This is a genomic window from Nocardia abscessus, assembly GCF_015477775.1.
GTDB classification, from domain to species: Bacteria; Actinomycetota; Actinomycetes; order Mycobacteriales; family Mycobacteriaceae; genus Nocardia; species Nocardia abscessus_A.
Window position 1 is genome coordinate 335,814 of the sequence record NZ_JADLQO010000006.1, and the last position, 15,939, is coordinate 351,752.

15 protein-coding genes are annotated in these 15,939 nt (G+C 70.2%); 6 read left to right on the top strand and 9 right to left on the bottom strand.

All coding sequences use genetic code 11. The features are described from left to right. Positions 1–89: 89 nt before the first annotated feature. Positions 90–863, bottom strand: coding sequence for a glutaminyl-peptide cyclotransferase (locus tag IU450_RS18725; RefSeq protein WP_195151013.1), 774 nt, complete (start codon positions 861–863; stop codon positions 90–92). 17 nt (positions 864–880) lie between these two features. On the opposite strand from IU450_RS18725, the gene IU450_RS18730 reads away from it, so the two are divergent. Both IU450_RS18730 and IU450_RS18735 read left to right on the top strand, forming a co-directional pair. Beyond that, complete coding sequence (locus tag IU450_RS18730; protein WP_324197725.1) at positions 881–2,308, top strand: DUF3027 domain-containing protein; 1,428 nt, start codon at positions 881–883, stop codon at positions 2,306–2,308. Positions 2,309–2,352: 44 nt separating this feature from the next. Then, positions 2,353–5,394 (top strand): sacsin N-terminal ATP-binding-like domain-containing protein, encoded by a 3,042-nt coding sequence (locus tag IU450_RS18735; protein ID WP_195151014.1) that lies wholly within the window; start codon positions 2,353–2,355, stop codon positions 5,392–5,394. Positions 5,395–5,402: 8 nt separating this feature from the next. Here the strand turns inward: IU450_RS18735 and IU450_RS18740 are convergent, their stop codons facing one another. Continuing rightward, a complete protein-coding gene (locus IU450_RS18740) occupies positions 5,403–6,020 on the bottom strand; it encodes a TetR/AcrR family transcriptional regulator (protein ID WP_228781771.1) in 618 nt (205 codons plus the stop codon). A gap of 126 nt (positions 6,021–6,146) precedes the next feature. Between IU450_RS18740 and IU450_RS18745 the strand changes: the two genes are divergently transcribed. Beyond that, positions 6,147–8,207, top strand: coding sequence for a neutral/alkaline ceramidase (locus IU450_RS18745; RefSeq protein ID WP_195151015.1), 2,061 nt, complete (start codon positions 6,147–6,149; stop codon positions 8,205–8,207). Positions 8,208–8,216: 9 nt separating this feature from the next. Here IU450_RS18745 and IU450_RS18750 read toward each other — a convergent pair whose 3' ends face one another. Beyond that, on the bottom strand, positions 8,217–8,456 hold the full coding sequence (locus IU450_RS18750) for a DUF2530 domain-containing protein (protein WP_195151016.1): 240 nt from the start codon (positions 8,454–8,456) through the stop codon (positions 8,217–8,219). A gap of 114 nt (positions 8,457–8,570) precedes the next feature. Here IU450_RS18750 and IU450_RS18755 point away from each other — a divergent pair, with 114 nt between their 5' ends. Continuing rightward, a complete protein-coding gene (locus IU450_RS18755; RefSeq protein WP_043686798.1) occupies positions 8,571–9,008 on the top strand; it encodes a MarR family winged helix-turn-helix transcriptional regulator in 438 nt (145 codons plus the stop codon). Positions 9,009–9,059: 51 nt separating this feature from the next. Here IU450_RS18755 and IU450_RS18760 read toward each other — a convergent pair whose 3' ends face one another. The 3 genes from IU450_RS18760 to IU450_RS18770 form a co-directional block, all read right to left on the bottom strand. Beyond that, positions 9,060–9,287: a hypothetical protein gene (locus IU450_RS18760; protein ID WP_195151017.1), complete on the bottom strand. Its 228-nt coding sequence runs from the start codon at positions 9,285–9,287 to the stop codon at positions 9,060–9,062. A gap of 216 nt (positions 9,288–9,503) precedes the next feature. After that, on the bottom strand, positions 9,504–9,905 hold the full coding sequence (locus IU450_RS18765; protein ID WP_043686801.1) for a YccF domain-containing protein: 402 nt from the start codon (positions 9,903–9,905) through the stop codon (positions 9,504–9,506). A gap of 86 nt (positions 9,906–9,991) precedes the next feature. Continuing rightward, positions 9,992–11,188 carry a GNAT family N-acetyltransferase gene (locus IU450_RS18770; protein WP_195151018.1) on the bottom strand — a complete coding sequence of 399 codons (1,197 nt, stop codon included), beginning with the start codon at positions 11,186–11,188 and terminating at the stop codon, positions 9,992–9,994. Positions 11,189–11,301: 113 nt separating this feature from the next. On the opposite strand from IU450_RS18770, the gene IU450_RS18775 reads away from it, so the two are divergent. Together IU450_RS18775 and IU450_RS18780 are read left to right on the top strand one after the other, a co-directional pair. Beyond that, complete coding sequence (locus tag IU450_RS18775; RefSeq protein ID WP_195151019.1) at positions 11,302–12,105, top strand: TrmH family RNA methyltransferase; 804 nt, start codon at positions 11,302–11,304, stop codon at positions 12,103–12,105. Then, positions 12,102–12,401, top strand: coding sequence for a DUF2537 domain-containing protein (locus tag IU450_RS18780; RefSeq protein ID WP_195151020.1), 300 nt, complete (start codon positions 12,102–12,104; stop codon positions 12,399–12,401). The genes IU450_RS18775 and IU450_RS18780 overlap by 4 nt, the downstream gene beginning before the upstream one ends. A 30-nt stretch (positions 12,402–12,431) precedes the next feature. Here the strand turns inward: IU450_RS18780 and IU450_RS18785 are convergent, their stop codons facing one another. From IU450_RS18785 to serC, 3 genes are all read right to left on the bottom strand, one after another. Then, complete coding sequence (locus IU450_RS18785) at positions 12,432–13,175, bottom strand: DUF6928 family protein (protein WP_195151021.1); 744 nt, start codon at positions 13,173–13,175, stop codon at positions 12,432–12,434. 383 nt (positions 13,176–13,558) lie between these two features. Next, positions 13,559–14,602, bottom strand: a complete 1,044-nt coding sequence (sepH, locus tag IU450_RS18790; protein ID WP_195151022.1) for a septation protein SepH — start codon at positions 14,600–14,602, stop codon at positions 13,559–13,561. Positions 14,603–14,813: 211 nt separating this feature from the next. Further along, positions 14,814–15,938 carry a phosphoserine transaminase gene (gene serC / locus IU450_RS18795; protein WP_195151023.1) on the bottom strand — a complete coding sequence of 375 codons (1,125 nt, stop codon included), beginning with the start codon at positions 15,936–15,938 and terminating at the stop codon, positions 14,814–14,816. Position 15,939: the final 1 nt, after the last annotated feature.

Sequence of the window (15,939 nt, forward strand, 5' to 3'; positions counted from 1 at the left end):
TCAATTCTGGCGTACTCCCGTGCTGGGCGTTCACGCACGCTCCGTGGCGGCGGCGGAAAGTGACCATCCTCGCGAATCGCCGGACCCGCTCAGGCGGGCACGAAGCGGACCTCGAACATGGTCGGCCAATTCTTGCCCGTGATCAGGAACCGGTCGGTGCCGGGCAGTTGGGCGATGCCGTTGAGGGCGTCGGCCCCGGCCCGCGCGGTCGCAGGGAGCAGACCGGCGGCGTCGGCGGACGCCAGCACGGCGCCGGAGCCGGGGTCGATGCGCAGGATCGTGTCGGTCGGCCAGTCGTTGGCGTAGACCGACCCGTCCGCCGCGCACTCGAGTTCGTTGAGGCGCGCGCCGTTGTGGCTGGTCAGCTCGACCGAGCCGGTCGGGGCGAAGGTGACCGGATCGCGGAAGGTGAGCCGGTCGGTGCCGTCGCTCATGATCAGTCGCCCGTCGCCGGCGCACAGGCCCCAGCCTTCGCCCTCGTAACTCGCCCGGCGGCGTTCGGCCAAGGTGGCCGGGTCCCGCGCGATGGCGACGCCGTCGTGCCAGGTCAGCTGCCAGAGCGTGGCGCCTGCGACGGTGATGCCCTCGCCGAAGTAGGGGGCGGGCAACTCGGTCCTGGCCAGTTCCTCGCCGGTCGTCAGCCGGGACGCGCGCACGCTCGACGCGCCCGACAGACCGGTGCCCTCGTAGAGGACCTCGCCGTCGACTTCCAGGCCCTGGGTGAACGCCTTCGGGTCGTGTGGTCGGGTGCCGACCACCTCGATGTTCATCCTGGGTGTCGTGTCCTCGGCGGCGCCGCATCCGCTCGTGACGAGCAGACCGACCAGCACACCGACGGCCAACGAACGCCGATTGCGTTCCATACGGCAAAATGTAGGCCGTGAGCGCAGTTTCTGTTTCGGAGTCCGGCGTGCGGCCGATTCTGGCCGATGCCGTCGATTTGGCCCGCCGTGCGCTCCTGGAGTTGGAACCGTCGGGTGTCGGCGCGCACCTCGGCGTGATCGCCGAGGACGAGAGCGCGGCGACCCATCGATTCGAGGCCACGCTGCCCGGCTATCGCGGGTGGCAGTGGGCGGTCGTGGTGGCCGCCCCGCCGGAGGCCGATTACGCGACGGTCAGCGAGTCCGCGTTGCTGCCCGGGCCCGAGGCCTTGGTCGCGCCCGAGTTCGTGCCCTGGGAGCAGCGAGTTCGCCCCGGGGACCTCGCGCCCGGCGACCTGCTCGCCCCACTTGCCGACGACCCGCGCCTGGTGCCGGGCTACGTCGCGAGCGGCGATCCGGCGGTCGACGAAGTCGCCTATGAGGTCGGCTTCGGCCGCACCAAGGTGATGAGCAGGGAAGGCCGCGCGGAGGCCGCCGAACGCTGGTACGCCGAGTACGGCCCCGACGCCGAGATGGCCAAGGCCGCGCCCGCCACCTGCGGCAGCTGCGGCTTCTACCTGCCACTGGCCGGAGCCCTGCGCGCCGCGTTCGGCGTCTGCGGCAACGCCATGGGCGCCGACGGGCGCGTCGTCCACGTCGCCTACGGCTGCGGCGCGCACTCCGACACCGAGGTCCCCACCGGCGGCGGCTCCCCGCTCTACGAGGCCTACGACGACGCGGCCATCGAGGTCATCCCGCTCGAAACGGAAGGCGCGCGCGCCGCCGAGGCGGACACGCCCGCGGGCGGTGCTCGGCGCGGTGCGGCCGAGGCGAGCAGTGCGCCCGCGGCCGCCGAGCAGCCGGAGGACACGACGGGGACCACCGAGGTCCGCGCGGACGCAGCGGTTGCGGAGGACTTTGCGGTCGCCCGTCAGTCCGCTGACCGCACGGCGACTGCGGGTGCTGAGGTGACCGAGCCCGGTGCCGCCGGGGTCGGTGAAATCGATTCCGCTGCCTTGGCTGCCGAATCGAGCGTGCCGTCCGCCGGGGAGGCGCCGAGCGCGGATGACGTCGCCGAGACCTCGTCGGAGTCCCAGCCCGCCGAGCCACGGACCGCCGCGTCGGGCCTGTCCGGTACGAGCGTGGACGAGACACAGGACGCAGGTCTCCCGGTGACCGGTGACCTGCGTTCCGCGAACACGCAGTCGGACCCGGTGACCGACGTGGAGCAGCCCTCGGCCGGTTCGGATTCCGTCCAGCCGTCCGGCGCCGGGTCGAGTGCGTCCGAGGCGGAAGCTTCGTCCGCCGACGCGCCCGGCGTCCCGGAGAGCACGCCGGTCGCCGAGCAGACCGGAACCGAGAACGCGGGTGCGCAGGCCGGTTCCACCGTCGGTGACGAGCCGGGGTCCGAGGCACGGCCGGAGTTCCAGTCATCGCCGCGGAGCTGACCGAGGCCGCCGATCCGTTCGGCACGGCGGCATTGCGGGCGGGAGTGCTCGCCGCATGGCGTGATTCGCCGACGCGGTTGCGCGAGGACGCCGCGACCGAGCACGACTTGGTGCGCGCGGGCTACCGCGACCGGTTGCTGACCGAGCTGGCGCAGAACGCCGCCGACGCCGCGCGCAAGGCGGGCGTGCCCGGTGATCTCGTCGTCCGGCTCGACGGCCGGGTCCTGTCCATCGGCAATACCGGTGCGCCGCTGGACGTCTCCGGCGTGCACGCGCTCACCGCCCTGCGTGCGTCGGCGAAATCCGACGACGGCGCCGTCGGCCGGTTCGGCGTCGGTTTCACCGCCGTGCTCGCGGTGAGCGATGACATCGAGCTGCGGTCCGCCTCCGGATCCCTGCGGTTCTCCCGCGAGCGGACCCTGGAAGACTTGAGCCGCAACCAGATCGGGATTCCCACCGTCGAAACCGGCGAATTCGCCCCTCCGGTGCTGCGGTTGGCCTGGCCGACCCGGGCGCGACCCTCGGATGGTCTCGACACCGAGGTGGTGCTGCGCCTGCGCGCGGATGTCGACGCCGACGCGCTCTTGGCCGCGATGCGCGCCGAAGCCGTCGACCTGCTGTTGGAACTGCCCACTCTGCACCGCATCCGCATCGGAGCGGACGAATTCGTCGGCAGTGCGGAGGACATGGGCGGCGGCATGCACGAGGTCTATGTCGACGGTCCGGGCAGCGAACAGCGAACCTGGTGGCAGTACCGCACACCGCGCGCACGCTGGCTGCTGCCGGTGCGCGACGGCAAGCCGGTGGCCGCCGCTCCCGACGTGCTGCGAGCGCCCACCCGTTCCGACGAGGAACTGTCGCTGCCCGCGCTGCTCATCGCCGACATCCCCATGCAGCCGGATCGTCGCAGGTTGTTGCCCGGCGCCCGGATCGCCGAATTGGCCGCGGGCTATGCCGATTTCGCCCGTGCGCTCGCGCCGCGCGACCGTCTCGTGCTGGTCCCGGCGCCTGGTTTCGCTCGCAGCGAGGCCGACGGTCTGCTGCGCGAAGCCCTGCTGCACGAGCTGCGATCCCATCCGTGGCTGCCGGTCGTGGCCACCCCCCGGCGCGCTCCGCAGGAAGATTCCGGCGCCGCCGAGCCAGGCCATGAATTCGGTTTCAACGACGTATCCGTCGCTCCCGTCGAACAGGTTTGGCGTGACGAATCATCAAGTAGAGCAGCCGATTTCGGCGGGATAGGTGCCGCAGCGTCGGCCTCGATCGGTAGCCAGGAGGACGCCGAGGCCCACGTATCCGCGCCCAGCGCTGAGCCAGGCCATGTCCGGGCCGCCGATTCCAGCGCTCCATCGATCCCCGTCGGCGCGCTGTACGACGAGCCCGGCGCCGGTTCTCCCTCCGCCGAAGCGCCGTTCACCGCCGTACGGCCACCGCTCGAGGACGTCGCCGTCCCCACCCGCGCGTACGTGTTCACCGGTCTGACCGCGGAGTTGGCCGCACTCCTGGACGACGTGGTCGGACCCATGGTGATCCCGGACCTCTCCGGGCGGGCCCATGCCGAGGCCATGGGCGTACTGGACGTGCACCGGCTCGGATTGGCCCGGCTCGCGGAATTGTCGGGGGGACTGGAGCGTCCGCCGAGTTGGTGGCGGCAGTTCTACGCCGCGCTGGAACCGTTCGTGGTGGATCCGCTCACGGCCGAGGAGCTGGGCGCGCTGGCGGTTCCGCTGGCCGACGGCCGACTGGTCACCGGGCCGCGCACCGTGGTGCTGGACGATCAGCTCGAGGTCGCGATCCCCGTGCACTGGGCCAGGCTGGCGCACCCCGAAGCCGCGCACCCGCTGCTGGCGCGGCTCGGCGCACGGTCGGCCGGCGCCGAGGATCTCCTGAACGACCCGGGGTTGCGGGCCGACTTGGAGGATCATCCGGGCGATCCCGACACCGCCGACGCCGTCCTGCGTCTCGCCGCGCACGCCGACCCGCAGTCGCTGCCGTCCTGGCTCGGACTGCTCGAATTGCCCGACGTCGATGGTGAACCGCGGTCCGCCGACGAACTGCTGCTGCCCGGCGCCCCGCTGCGCGAACTGCTCGTGCCGGACGCGCCGTTCGGCACGCTCGACCCGCAGTTGGTCGAACGCTACGGTGCGGACGCGTTGCGCGGGGTCGGCGTGGGCTGGGATTTCGGTGTGATCGTCGAGGCCGACCCGACCGGCCCCGATCATGATCTGGCCGACGAGGAACAGTGGTGGTCCACGCTGGCGGACGATCCGCCGGAGCTGATCGCCGTCCGCGACCTCGACCTGGTCGACGACCACGCCTGGCCGGAAGCGTTGCGGCAGCTGGCCGCGACGCCGCGCACCCGCCGCCTGCTCGCCGACGCCGACGGCTACACCGCGTGGTGGCTGCGCGCGTACGCGCGGATCGACAGCACCGCGCTGGGCCTGTTCCGTCATCCCGCCGATGCCGAGTTCGACGGGCTGCTACCGGCGTTCACCGTCGCCGGCGTGGACCCGGACGCCTATCGCGCGGTTCTGGCCGACCCCGGGACGATCACCGACGAGCTGGCCGCCGCGCTGCTGGACGCGCTCGCCGATCCGTCGAGAACCCCTGCGCCGGAGGTCGTCTCGCAGACGCATGCGCGTTTGGCGGCCGCCGTCGCCGCTGGTCTGCTCGATCTCGAAAACTTGCAACCACCCGATCGTGTGCGCGCGCTCTCCGGCGCCGTGGTCGATCCGGGCGACGCGTTCGTCCTGGATCAACCGTGGTTCGGTTTGGCGGTGCCACCGGACCGCGTGGTGGTGGGCGATACCGAAACCGCCTCGGCCCTGGCGGCCCTGCTCGATCTGCCGCTGGTGTCCGAGGCCGTCACCGCCGAGGTGGTCGAGACCGGCCGCCGCACGACCTGGGCGGCGGAGCCGCTGGGCGTCGTGCTGCGCCAGGTATTCGGCTTGCCCACGCAAGCGGGCGAGCTGATCGTGCACGACGAGCTGACGGTGCGGCTGAGCGGTGCGATCGAGGCGACGGTGGCGGTGCCCTGGTGGCGGACCGGCGCGGCCGTACACGTCCGCGCGCCGCGACCGCGCAGCTGAGCCCGAGGCTAGTGCGCGGCGTATCCGGTGATCATCTCGCTCAACAGATCCAGCTGCACGCGCACGCTCTCGCTGTCGTTGTCCACCAGCCAGCGCAGCACCACACCGTCGATGACATTGAGCGTGAACCGGCTCAGCGTCTGCACCGGCACCGACCAGTTGGTGCCGGTCGCGTCGCGCGCGTGCTCCAGGATGTCGGCGACGGTGGAGTCGTTGAAGTTGTACTGTTCGCGCGCGATCGCCAGTTTCGCCGGGGTTTGTTCGCCTTCCCGTAGCGCGTAAGTGGTCGTTTCGTAAGTGAGCAGCTGCCGTTCCGGAGTGGCTTCAATGTTGAGCCACATGAGTTCGAGTCCGGCACGGATCAATTTTTGAAGGGCTTCTTTTCCACTTCCGACGTCCTGCCATACCGTTTCGTTTGCGTCGACGGAATCGCGCAATTCCATCGACAACGCTTTGACCAGCTCGGTCATCAGCGCGTCCTTGTTTTCGAAACAGTAATGCACCACACCAAGCGAGACACCGGCCGCCTGAGCGACATCGCGCGTGGTCACGCCCGCGACGCCCTTTTTCTCGGCAAGGCCGATCGCGGCCTCGATAAGGTGGGCCCGTCGTTCTTCGACGCTCAATCGGGAGGACACCCAAGGGAGTTAAGCGCCCACGGCCCGCGCAGTCAATTCGCGGGCGGAAAAAAATTGGACTGGACGAGTGACCAGGTGTGTGGTTCGCTGCATCGGGACAGAAGGGAGACGGGTATGTCGGTGTCGCGCAGAACTGTTCTGGCCCGGACCGCGATCGGTTCGGCGACGCTCGCGGCCGCGACGGTGCCCGGGATGACCGGCGTGCTAGGCGTTCCGGCGGCGGCCGCCCCGGATTCGGGCGCCTACGAGATCGGCGTCGGGCTCTCCGACATCACCGGCCCGGCCGCGGAATGCGGCATGATGGGTTACTCCCAGCTCGAGCAGCAGACCGCGGGCATCCACCTGCGTCCGCGAGCGCGGGCGTTCGTCATCGGCAGCGCGGGGCGGCGAATCGTCTTCGTGGTCGCCGAGAACGGGATGATCTTCCAGTCCGTGCACCGTGGCGTGCTGACCGAACTGGCCCGGCGGTTCGGCGGTCTGTACACCGAGCAGAACGTCCTGCTCACCTCCACGCATTCGCACGCGACCTGCGGCGGCTCCAGCCACGACTACGCCTACAACCTGTCCATTCTCGGTTTCCAGCAGCAGGTCTACGACGCCGAGGTGAACGGGATCGTCGAGGCGATCGCCGCGGCGCACGCCGACGTCGGTCCCGGCTCGCTCGCGGTCGGACGCACCGAACTGCACAACGCGAGCGTGAACCGCTCCCGGGTGGCCTGGGAACGTAATCCGCTCGCGGACAGGCAACATTTCCCGGACGCCATCGATCCCGCGGTGACCACGCTCGTCCTGCGCAAGGGCGGCCGGTCGGTCGGAACCATCACCTGGTTCGCCACGCACAACACCTCGATGACCAACGCGAACCGGCTGATCAGTTCGGACAACAAGGGCTACGCCTCGTTCTCCGGCGAGCACATCGAGCACGGCGTGCGCTACCTGGACGGCAAGCCCGCGTTCGTGGCCGCCTTCGCGCAGACCAACGCCGGTGACATGTCCCCGAACCTGAATCTGCGTCCGGGCTCCGGCCCCACCGAGGATGAGTTCGAGAACACCCGGATCCTCGGCGAGCGGCAGTACGCGGCGTCGAAAGACGCTGCGGCCCAGGCGCGCTCGATCTCCGGTCCGGTGGACGGGTTGCTCTGCTACATCGACCTGGCCGACATCGCCGTGGACGGCCGCTTCACGCCGGACGGCCTGCCGCGGCGCACCGCACCGGCCGCGGCGGGTGTCTCGCTGATCGCGGGCAGTGTCGAGGACGGTCCGGGCTTGCCGGGCGGCCCCATTCCCGAAGGTGTGCGCAATCCCTTTCTCGAGGCGCTCGGTGACCCGGCCCAGCCGGCGCCGTCCTGGCTGGTGGACGCGCAGGCGCCGAAAGCGATCGCGGTGCCGCTGGGCATGCTGCCCCCGGTGGCGTGGGTGCCGAATGTGCTGCCGATTCAGCTCGTTCGGATCGGCGAACTCTATTTGGCCGCCGCGGGAGGGGAATTCACCATCACGGCCGGCTTGCGGATCCGCCGTGCGGTCGCGGCGGTGTTGAACGTCTCGCTGGAGCAGGTGCTCATGCAGGGGTACGCGAACGCCTATCACGAATACGTCACCACGCCCGAGGAATACGACTCTCAGCAGTACGAGGGCGCTTCGACGCTGTTCGGCCGCTACACCCTGGGCGCCTATCAGCAGGAGTTCACGCGGCTGGCAACGGCCTTCGCCGCCGGTGGCCGGGTGGCGCGCGGCCCGGCGCCGCGGGATGTGTCCCAGCCGCAGCCGAACTTCCAGCCGGGCGCCGGTCCGGACGCGGCCGCGCCGGGCCGCGGCTTCGGCGATGTGCTGGTGCAGCCCCACCCGTCCTATGGGCCGGGCGGCCGAGTGGCGGCCGAATTCGTCTCGGCGCATCCGAAACACGACAACCGCCGCAACGGGACGTTCCTGGAAGTGCAGCGCCGGAATGCTTCCGGTGAATGGGTGCGGGTGGCCAACGAGGGCGAATGGGCGGTGCGATACCACTGGAGCAAGCGCGGGCGCGCCGAGTCGGTAGCTCGCTTCACCTGGGACATCCCGCTCGACGCCGAGCCGGGACGCTACCGCTTCCAGCACTACGCGACCCGTCTCGATCCCGGTGGCGCCCTCCACTCGTTCACCGGCGTCACCGACGAATTCGAGGTGGGCCGACCGTAACCAGGCGGGCTACAAACCGGTCTGTGCGCCCTTGTCCCCGCGCCGCGCGCCGCGGCGCTGCACCAGATAGATCACCAGGGCCATCAGGCCGACCACCAGCCCCATGAGGCAGACCGGGCGGGCCGATGCCCATCGGTCCCCGCCCACCCACACCACCACGGTGGCGATCAGCCACAGCGCGCTGCCGACCGCGAGCACGGGGCGCGGATCGGTCAGGCGCGGTGGGAGCTGCGGGACATTCTGCGTCACGGGCTCAGCCTAATCGGCCCAGCGAGACGAAGTCCGTCGGCCGAGCGGAAGCGAGGCGATCCCGGAGCGCAGAACCCGCGACCGGCCGCGCGCGGTCCCGTATCGTTTGCCACTGTGACAACGCCATCGGATGTCAGAGCCCTCGCTGGTGAGCTCTCGCTGGCGGTCGTTCGACTGACGCGACACCTGCGCGGCCGTCGGGCCGACTCGCAGATCTCGCTGACCCAACTCTCCGCGCTCGCCACCCTCGCGCGAGAGGGCGCGATGACTCCGGGCGCGCTCGCGGCGAAAGAACGCGTCCAGCCTCCGTCCATGACTCGCGTCATCGCCTCGCTCACCGATCTCGATCTGGTGGAGCGCAATCCGCATCCGACCGACGGCCGCCAGATCATCGTCTCGCTGTCCCCGGCGGGCCGCGCGCTCATCGCCGACGAGGCCAGCGCGCGAGAGGCGTGGATGACCGAGCAGCTGTCCACGCTCACCGAAGAGCAACTCGTCGTGCTCACCCGGGCCGTGGCGATCATGAAGCAGATCGTCGCGGAGTCCGAGTAGCCCGCTCGGCCGCAACGACATTCGATGCCGAGGCCGCCGACGGCGGCAGGATCAGCGATTCGTCCGGACGAGCCGGACGAGGACTCCGGCGCCCCACCACAGCAGGCCGCCCGCAATCGTCAGGCAGAGGACGAAGGCCGGATAGACCAGGACCCCGTAGTCGTCGGCCCATCGGGGCAGGCGGGTGAGCTGGGTGGCCGCGACGACGATCAGCAGCAGGCCCAGCACCGCCGCGATCGGCGCGAGTGGCGCGGTGTCCGGGGCAGTGCGGTCGGTCATGTGGAGCCCTCCTGTGCGGTCGGCTCGGCACCCGCTCGGGGCGCGATGGGCACTGGAAAACGTCAGTTACCTTCTAGCTAACATTCGCACGAGAGTGTGATTTCGTTAACAGTCTGTGACGTAGATCACAGATGGATCGCGAAGGCGCCCAGTGGCCGTGCAGGGTCAGACCTCAGTGCGACCAGCACGAAGGCGGCGTAGTCGGTGTGCCTACGGCTACCGCGTACCGAACGGCTGGTCGCTGTCCACGATCTCCCGTCCCAGCGGGAACAGCGAGATGGGGATGAACTTCAGGTTGGCCCAGCCGAACGGGATGCCGATGATCGAGACGAACAGCGGGATGCTGGTGATCAGGTGGCCCAGCGCGAGCCACCAGCCCGCGACGATGAACCAGATGATGTTGCCGATCAGCGAGCCCGCGCCCGCGCCCGGCTTCTCCACCGTGGTCCGGCCGAACGGCCACAGCACGTAGGCGGCGATCCGGAAGGACGCGATGCCGAAGGGGATCGTGATGATCAGGATGAAGCAGATGATCCCCGCCGCGATGTACCCGAGCGCCAGCCAGAACCCCGCGAGGACGAGCCACAGGATGTTGAGAACCAACTGAATCGGCTTCATGAGACCAGCATGCCAGCCGCGCGCCGATTCGGACATTCCTTCCTTCCCGGCCCTTCCTTTCCAGCGACGGAGCGCGGCGCGTGTCGTCAGAAGAACCAGCCGAGCATCGCATCCTGGTCCGTCCGGAAGGCGTCGTCGAGCGCACGCACCTGCGCGGAATCCTTGGCCCGCAGCCGGTTCGCCGCGGCGAACACCCGGCTGGGATACGCGCCGAGATACATGCTGCCCAGCACGTCGATGCCCAGTTCGACATCGGCCGCGCGGTCGGTGGGCGCGCATTCCGCCTGGCCGTCGCGCACCCGCAGCGCGAACGTGCCGCCCGCATTCCGGAAGGGGTCGGTCACCTCGAGGGTCACATCGAGCTCGCCCGCGTAAGCGCGCGCCGTCAGCGCGGCGGGAACGTCCATCAGGCGCAGCCACAGTCCGTCGTAGCGGGCGGTCGTGCGCACCAGCCGGGGATCGGTCAGCAGATAGGGCAGCGGGTCGTGGTCGGTGAGCACGCCGTCCACTCGCCGGACCAGATCCAGCCCGAGCAGGGCCCGCCACAGTGCCGCGTGCGCTTCGGCCGTGACCGTCCGCATTTCGGCGACTTCGACAGTTCTCGCCCTGCCATCCGAGTGGAAGCGATACAGCGCGTAGCCGTCGGCGTGCAGGAGGCCGAACAGGGTGGTGCCGCCTTCCCGGAAACGTTCCGGGTCGTCGAACACGATGTCCCATGCCGCCGCCGGACGCACCTGTGCGCCGGGCACCAGCCTGCGCCAGCGATCGTAGATCTGCTCCGCGGCCGCGCGCAGTTCGCTCGGCGTCCGCAGCGTCACGCCGCCGGGGTCCGGCGCCGTCGGCAGGAACTCGGCGAGGCGGCGTTCGATGGCGACGGCGTTCTCCCGCGTCGCGGTCCCGTAGCCGAACCGGCCGTAGATGCTGCCCTCGCTGGCGGTGAACATGGTCAGGGGCAGCCCGGCTTCCTCGATGCGCCGGTGCTGCTCGGTGTACATGGCGCGGAGAATGCCGCGCCGCCGGTGGGTCGGCGCCACGCCGACGCCCGCGATGCCGCACACCGGCACGGTCCGCTCGCCGGGCACCGTCACCGTCATGGTGGTGGACTGCAGGTGCCCGACGACCTGTCCGCCCTCGACCGCGACGATCGCGTGGGGGAACAGCAGTGGAACCCGCTCCAACTCGGCCGGGTCGTAGCGGGTGCCGAAGGAGGTCTCCACCAGCGTCATGATCGCGGGCCCGTCGTCCTCGGTGGCCGGCCGAATCGTGATTCCCGGGAGAGTCATGCCTCGACCATCCCACGTTCGTGTACCCGCCCGCACCGCATTTTCCCGCGGTCGGCGACCACCGGGCGAACACCGATTCGGAACCGGGCGTGACCGCCCGGCAGGATGGAGCGGTGGCCGAAGTGATCGATATCGATGACCCCGCCGACCCCCGGGTCGACGACTTCCGCGATCTCAAGTCGGCCGACCGCAGGCCCGATCTCCCCGGGCGCAAGGGACTGGTGATCGCCGAGGGCGTCGTGGTGGTCCAGCGGATGCTCGATTCGCGCTTCGCGCCGACCGCGCTGCTCGGCGTGGAACGCAAGCGCCGCGAACTCGCCGACGACCTGGTGACCGTGGACGCGCCGTACTACCGCGCGACGGCCGAGGTGATGGCCGAGGTGGTCGGGTTCCACCTCAACCGTGGCGTGCTGGCAGTCGCGCGCCGCCCCGCGGAACTCGGCGTGGCGGAGGTGATCGATCGAGCACGGACCGTCGCGGTGCTCGAAGGCGTCAACGACCACGAGAATCTCGGCGCCATGTTCCGCAACGCGGCCGGGCTGGGTGCCGACGCGATCCTGTTCGGCGACCGCTGTGCCGACCCGCTGTACCGCCGCGCCGTCCGGGTCTCGATGGGACATGTGCTGCGGGTCCCGTTCGCGACCGTGCCGGATTGGCCGGTTGGACTGGATATACTGCGGCGCAAGGGATTCCAGATCGTCGCGCTCACTCCGAACCCGGCGGCGGCGAATCTGGCGACGGCGATGACGGGGGAGCGGGTGGCGTTGTTGCTCGGGGCCGAAGGGCCGGGACTGACCGAGGATGCCATGCGGGCCACCGACGTCCGCGCGCGCATTCCCATGACGCCGGGCACCGATTCGCTCAACGTCGCGACCGCGGCCGCGATGGCGTTCTACGAGCGGGTGAGGACCGCATGACCGGACCGTATCGACCGTATCCGTCCTATCAGGACCCGACGCCGTGGGGCGCGGGCCTCACCGTGGCGATCATGGTGGCGCTGCTGGCGGCGGTCGCGGTGTATTCCTTCGGTGCCGCGCTGGCCGAGGTGCACCCGCTGCTCGCGATCGCGGTGAATCTCGTCGCGGTCGGCGGCGCCGCGCCCACCGCGTGGCGCTGGCGTTTCGCGCCGGTGACGCGGTGGGTGATCGGCGGCGGCGCGGCGGGCGTGCTGCTCGGCTGGATCGCGTTGCTGCTCGGCGGATCGGCGGCTTAGCCCGACCGGCCACGCCGGACGGCGACGCGCCTAGCGAACCGGGTCGGGTCCGCGCAGCCAGCCGAACAGGCCGCGCCTGCGCGAGGTCGCGTGCGCCCCGCCGTCGGCGGGGCTGCGGAGCGCCGGATCGGGCGGCTTGCCCTTCGGGTACAGCGCGAAGCCGCAGATGGGGATGTCACCGGGCACGATCGCGCCGGGAGCGGCCGGACCGCGGTAGCGGAAGCCGAGCCATTCGTCGTTGGCGGCGTCGGCGAAGTCGGGCGGATCGAACGGCAGCGCCTGCGGGTCGGGTAGTTCGCCCGCGCGCCACCGCACCGGATGCTCGCCCGCCCAATAGGAACGCTCCCAGACCAGCGGAAGTCCTTCGTCCTCCAGGATGTTCACCCGGCTCGAGCTGAACGCTCGGCGGAACTCGCCGCGCTCCCAATGGGCGAACGCGCCCCACCCGTGCTCGATGTCGAACGACACCAGGTAGGTGTGCTCGGAGGCCAGCGGGCGCACCAGCAACTCCGGGATCTCGGTCGGGTGGATCCGCGCGGCCTGGGGTGAGCACAGCACCGTCACGCCCGGAAAACAACCGATGTACACCTCGTCGTTCGCCGGGCCCGCGCAACCGGCCAGCGTCCCGACCATGATCGGCCGCACATCGCGGTCTTCGTGCAGTTGCCTCGCCAGTGCCAGTGCGGCTCGAGGATCCGGGTCGTGGTTCGCGCGCAGGACCGCCACGGGGTCGGGGGTGTCGACGTACCAGAGCGACCAAGCCTTGGATAGCATTCCGGCACCTCCCGATAGTTGCACGAATGGACTCCGCGAACTTCGAGCAACGCGCGATGGTGTCGACCGGCGCACCGCTGCGGTGACCTGTCCGGTGCCGACGCGCGTCGTCGACCACACCGAAAATTTACTCGCCCCGCACCGTCCGCGGTGCGGCTTCGCGCCGCGAACACACGACGCGCCCACCGGCCCGTTACCGCGCGGGTGTCGGCAATAGTTCCGTCGCGCAAGGGCGATCGAGCATCAATCGTGACTGCCGATTCGGCGAGCACTCGGGTAACTCACGGAAACGCCCAGAACTGAAACGGCATCAAGACCAGTACGCGAATCCACGCCGTCGGCTCGTACGGCCCGAAGATACGCCAGAGGCGGATCAGCGCGCACTAGTGGCCGGAGCTGCGCACCCCGAGCAGCACGTCCTCCCAGGACGGCATCGGAGCCTTGCCCCGCTTGGCGCGACTCGGCTTCGCCGGAGCCTTCGCCGGCTTGGCCGGCTCCTCGCTCGCGGCGGGCGCCGACGCGGCAGGGGCAGCCGGGGCCGGATCCGCCGCGGCGCCGGAAGTCGGTGTCGCAGCGGCGCCGTTGGCGGGGGCCGCGTTACCGGCCGCCGCGGGGGCCGCCGTGGCAGCGGCGGCGGCGTTGCCCGGCGTGATCGCCGCGGCGCTGCCACCACCGGCGACGGCACGCTGTTCGTAGTACTCGTCCAGCGTGGGCTGGCTCTGGCGGTTCGCGGTGCGCGCGGGTGGCGCGGCCGGGGCGGGACGCGGTTCGGCCACCGGTTCCGGTTGCGGCGGGGCCGGTTCGGGTTCCGGCGGCAGGATCGTCGCGAGCCCGCGCAGCGCGCGTCCGAAATCCGGATCGATCAGATCGGAGGCCGGGTCGTCGAGCGGGGAGACCGAGCCGCCGTGCGCGTCCGGCTGGTAGCGCCAGTGCGCGGCGATCTCCGATCGACCGTTCTGCCACTGCAACTGGGCGACCCAGTACCCCTTCTCGTCCTTCCACGCGTCCCATTCGGCGCCCTCGATGTTGTGCCCACGCGCGGTGAACGCGGCGGTGACCACATCGATGAGGGTGTCCACGGCGGGACCGTCGGGACGGACCGGGTGGGCCTTCTGGGCGAGTTCGGCGGCGCGAGCTCGCTCCAGCAGCACCGGGTAGGCGAACCGCTCGACGCGGCTGGCCGGCATTCCGGATTCTTCGGTGACCTGTTCCACGGAGGCCCCTGCACGAATACGGGCCTGGATATCGCGGGGACGCATAGTTGCTTCCATTTCGATCTCGATCTGGCCGAATCGGGCAAGGTCTCCGCGCGCGGCGGCTCGCAGTTTGTCGTCGGCGGGCAGCCGGAACTTCTGACCGGACTCGGTGTCGATACACACGATGTGCGTGGAGTCGGGCGTCACCCCGATCACTCGAAGTTCACGCACCGTTACCTCCTTATCGCGTCGACTCGCGACACCGCCCACTTTCCGAAACAGTAGTGCACATCTGAGATTCATGGGGCAGGACACGCGGCACGGAAATCTCCGGAGAGACGTCCGTGCCCCGCTAATCTGCTCTGTTCGATCCGCTATGCCTAATTACGCGGCGTGTCGATCCCGGGCGTGTTGCGGCCGTGCGGATCGAAATATGCGGCGGTCAGCCGAGATTCTGCACGACCCAGTCGATCGAGCGGGTCAGCTGGCTGACATCGTCCGGATCGATCGCCGGGAACATGCCGATGCGAAGCTGGTTGCGGCCCAGCTTGCGGTACGGCTCGGTGTCCACGATGCCGTTGGCACGCAGGATCTTCGCCACCGCCGCCGCGTCGACCGAGTCGGCGAAGTCGATGGTGCCGACCACCTGCGAGCGGTGCGCCGGATCAGTGACGTACGGGGTCGCGTACTCGCTCGACTCGGCCCAGGAGTACAGCCGCGACGACGAGTCCAGCGTGCGCTTGACCGCCCAGTCCAGGCCGCCGTTGCCGTTGAGCCACTCGATCTGGTCGGCGAACAGCAGCAGGGTGCCCAGCGCCGGGGTGTTGTAGGTCTGGTCCTTGGTGCTGTTGTCGATCGCGATCGGCAGCGACAGGAAATCGGGCGTCCAGCGGCCCGACGCCTTGATCTCCTCGACCCGGGCCAGCGCGGCCGGGCTCATCAACGCGACCCACAGGCCGCCGTCGGAGGCGAAGCACTTCTGCGGGGCGAAGTAGTAGACGTCGGCGTCGGTGATGTTCACCGGGAGACCGCCCGCGCCGGAGGTGGCGTCGATGGCGATCAGCGCGTGTTCCGAGTCGGCGGGACGGCGGACCGGGATGGACACACCGGTCGAGGTCTCGTTGTGCGCCCAGCCGATCAGGTCCACCGACGGGTCCGACACCGGCTCCGGGGCGCTGCCCGGCTCGGACGAGACCACGATCGGGTCGCCGATGAACGGGTTGCCCTTGGTGACCGCGGCGAACTTCGAGCTGAACTCACCGTTGGTCAGGTGCAGCGAGCGCTCCCGGACCAGGCCGAACGCCGCGGCGTCCCAGAATGCGGTGGTGCCGCCGTTGCCGAGCACCACCTCGTAGCCGTCCGGCAGGCCGAACAGCTCACGCAAACCGGAGCGCACCCGCGCCACCACGTCCTTGACCGGCTTCTGCCGATGCGAGGTTCCGAACACCGAGGCGCCGACGTTCACCAGCGACTGCAGCTGCTCCGGGCGCACCTTGGAGGGGCCGCAACCGAACCGTCCGTCGGCGGGCTTGAGATCGTCGGGAATGGTCGGAAACGCAGAGGTCATG

Bases quoted from the DNA above. Each gene is read 5' to 3' on its own strand.
- IU450_RS18745 (WP_195151015.1), top strand. From the start codon at position 6,147: ATGTCGGTGTCGCGCAGAACTGTTCTGGCCCGGACCGCGATCGGTTCG.
- serC (WP_195151023.1), bottom strand. From the start codon at position 15,938: ATGACCTCTGCGTTTCCGACCATTCCCGACGATCTCAAGCCCGCCGAC.
- IU450_RS18785 (WP_195151021.1), bottom strand. From the start codon at position 13,175: ATGCTATCCAAGGCTTGGTCGCTCTGGTACGTCGACACCCCCGACCCC.
- IU450_RS18760 (WP_195151017.1), bottom strand. From the start codon at position 9,287: ATGACCGACCGCACTGCCCCGGACACCGCGCCACTCGCGCCGATCGCG.
- IU450_RS18780 (WP_195151020.1), top strand. From the start codon at position 12,102: ATGACCGGACCGTATCGACCGTATCCGTCCTATCAGGACCCGACGCCG.
- IU450_RS18725 (WP_195151013.1), bottom strand. From the start codon at position 863: ATGGAACGCAATCGGCGTTCGTTGGCCGTCGGTGTGCTGGTCGGTCTG.
- IU450_RS18765 (WP_043686801.1), bottom strand. From the start codon at position 9,905: ATGAAGCCGATTCAGTTGGTTCTCAACATCCTGTGGCTCGTCCTCGCG.
- IU450_RS18770 (WP_195151018.1), bottom strand. From the start codon at position 11,188: ATGACTCTCCCGGGAATCACGATTCGGCCGGCCACCGAGGACGACGGG.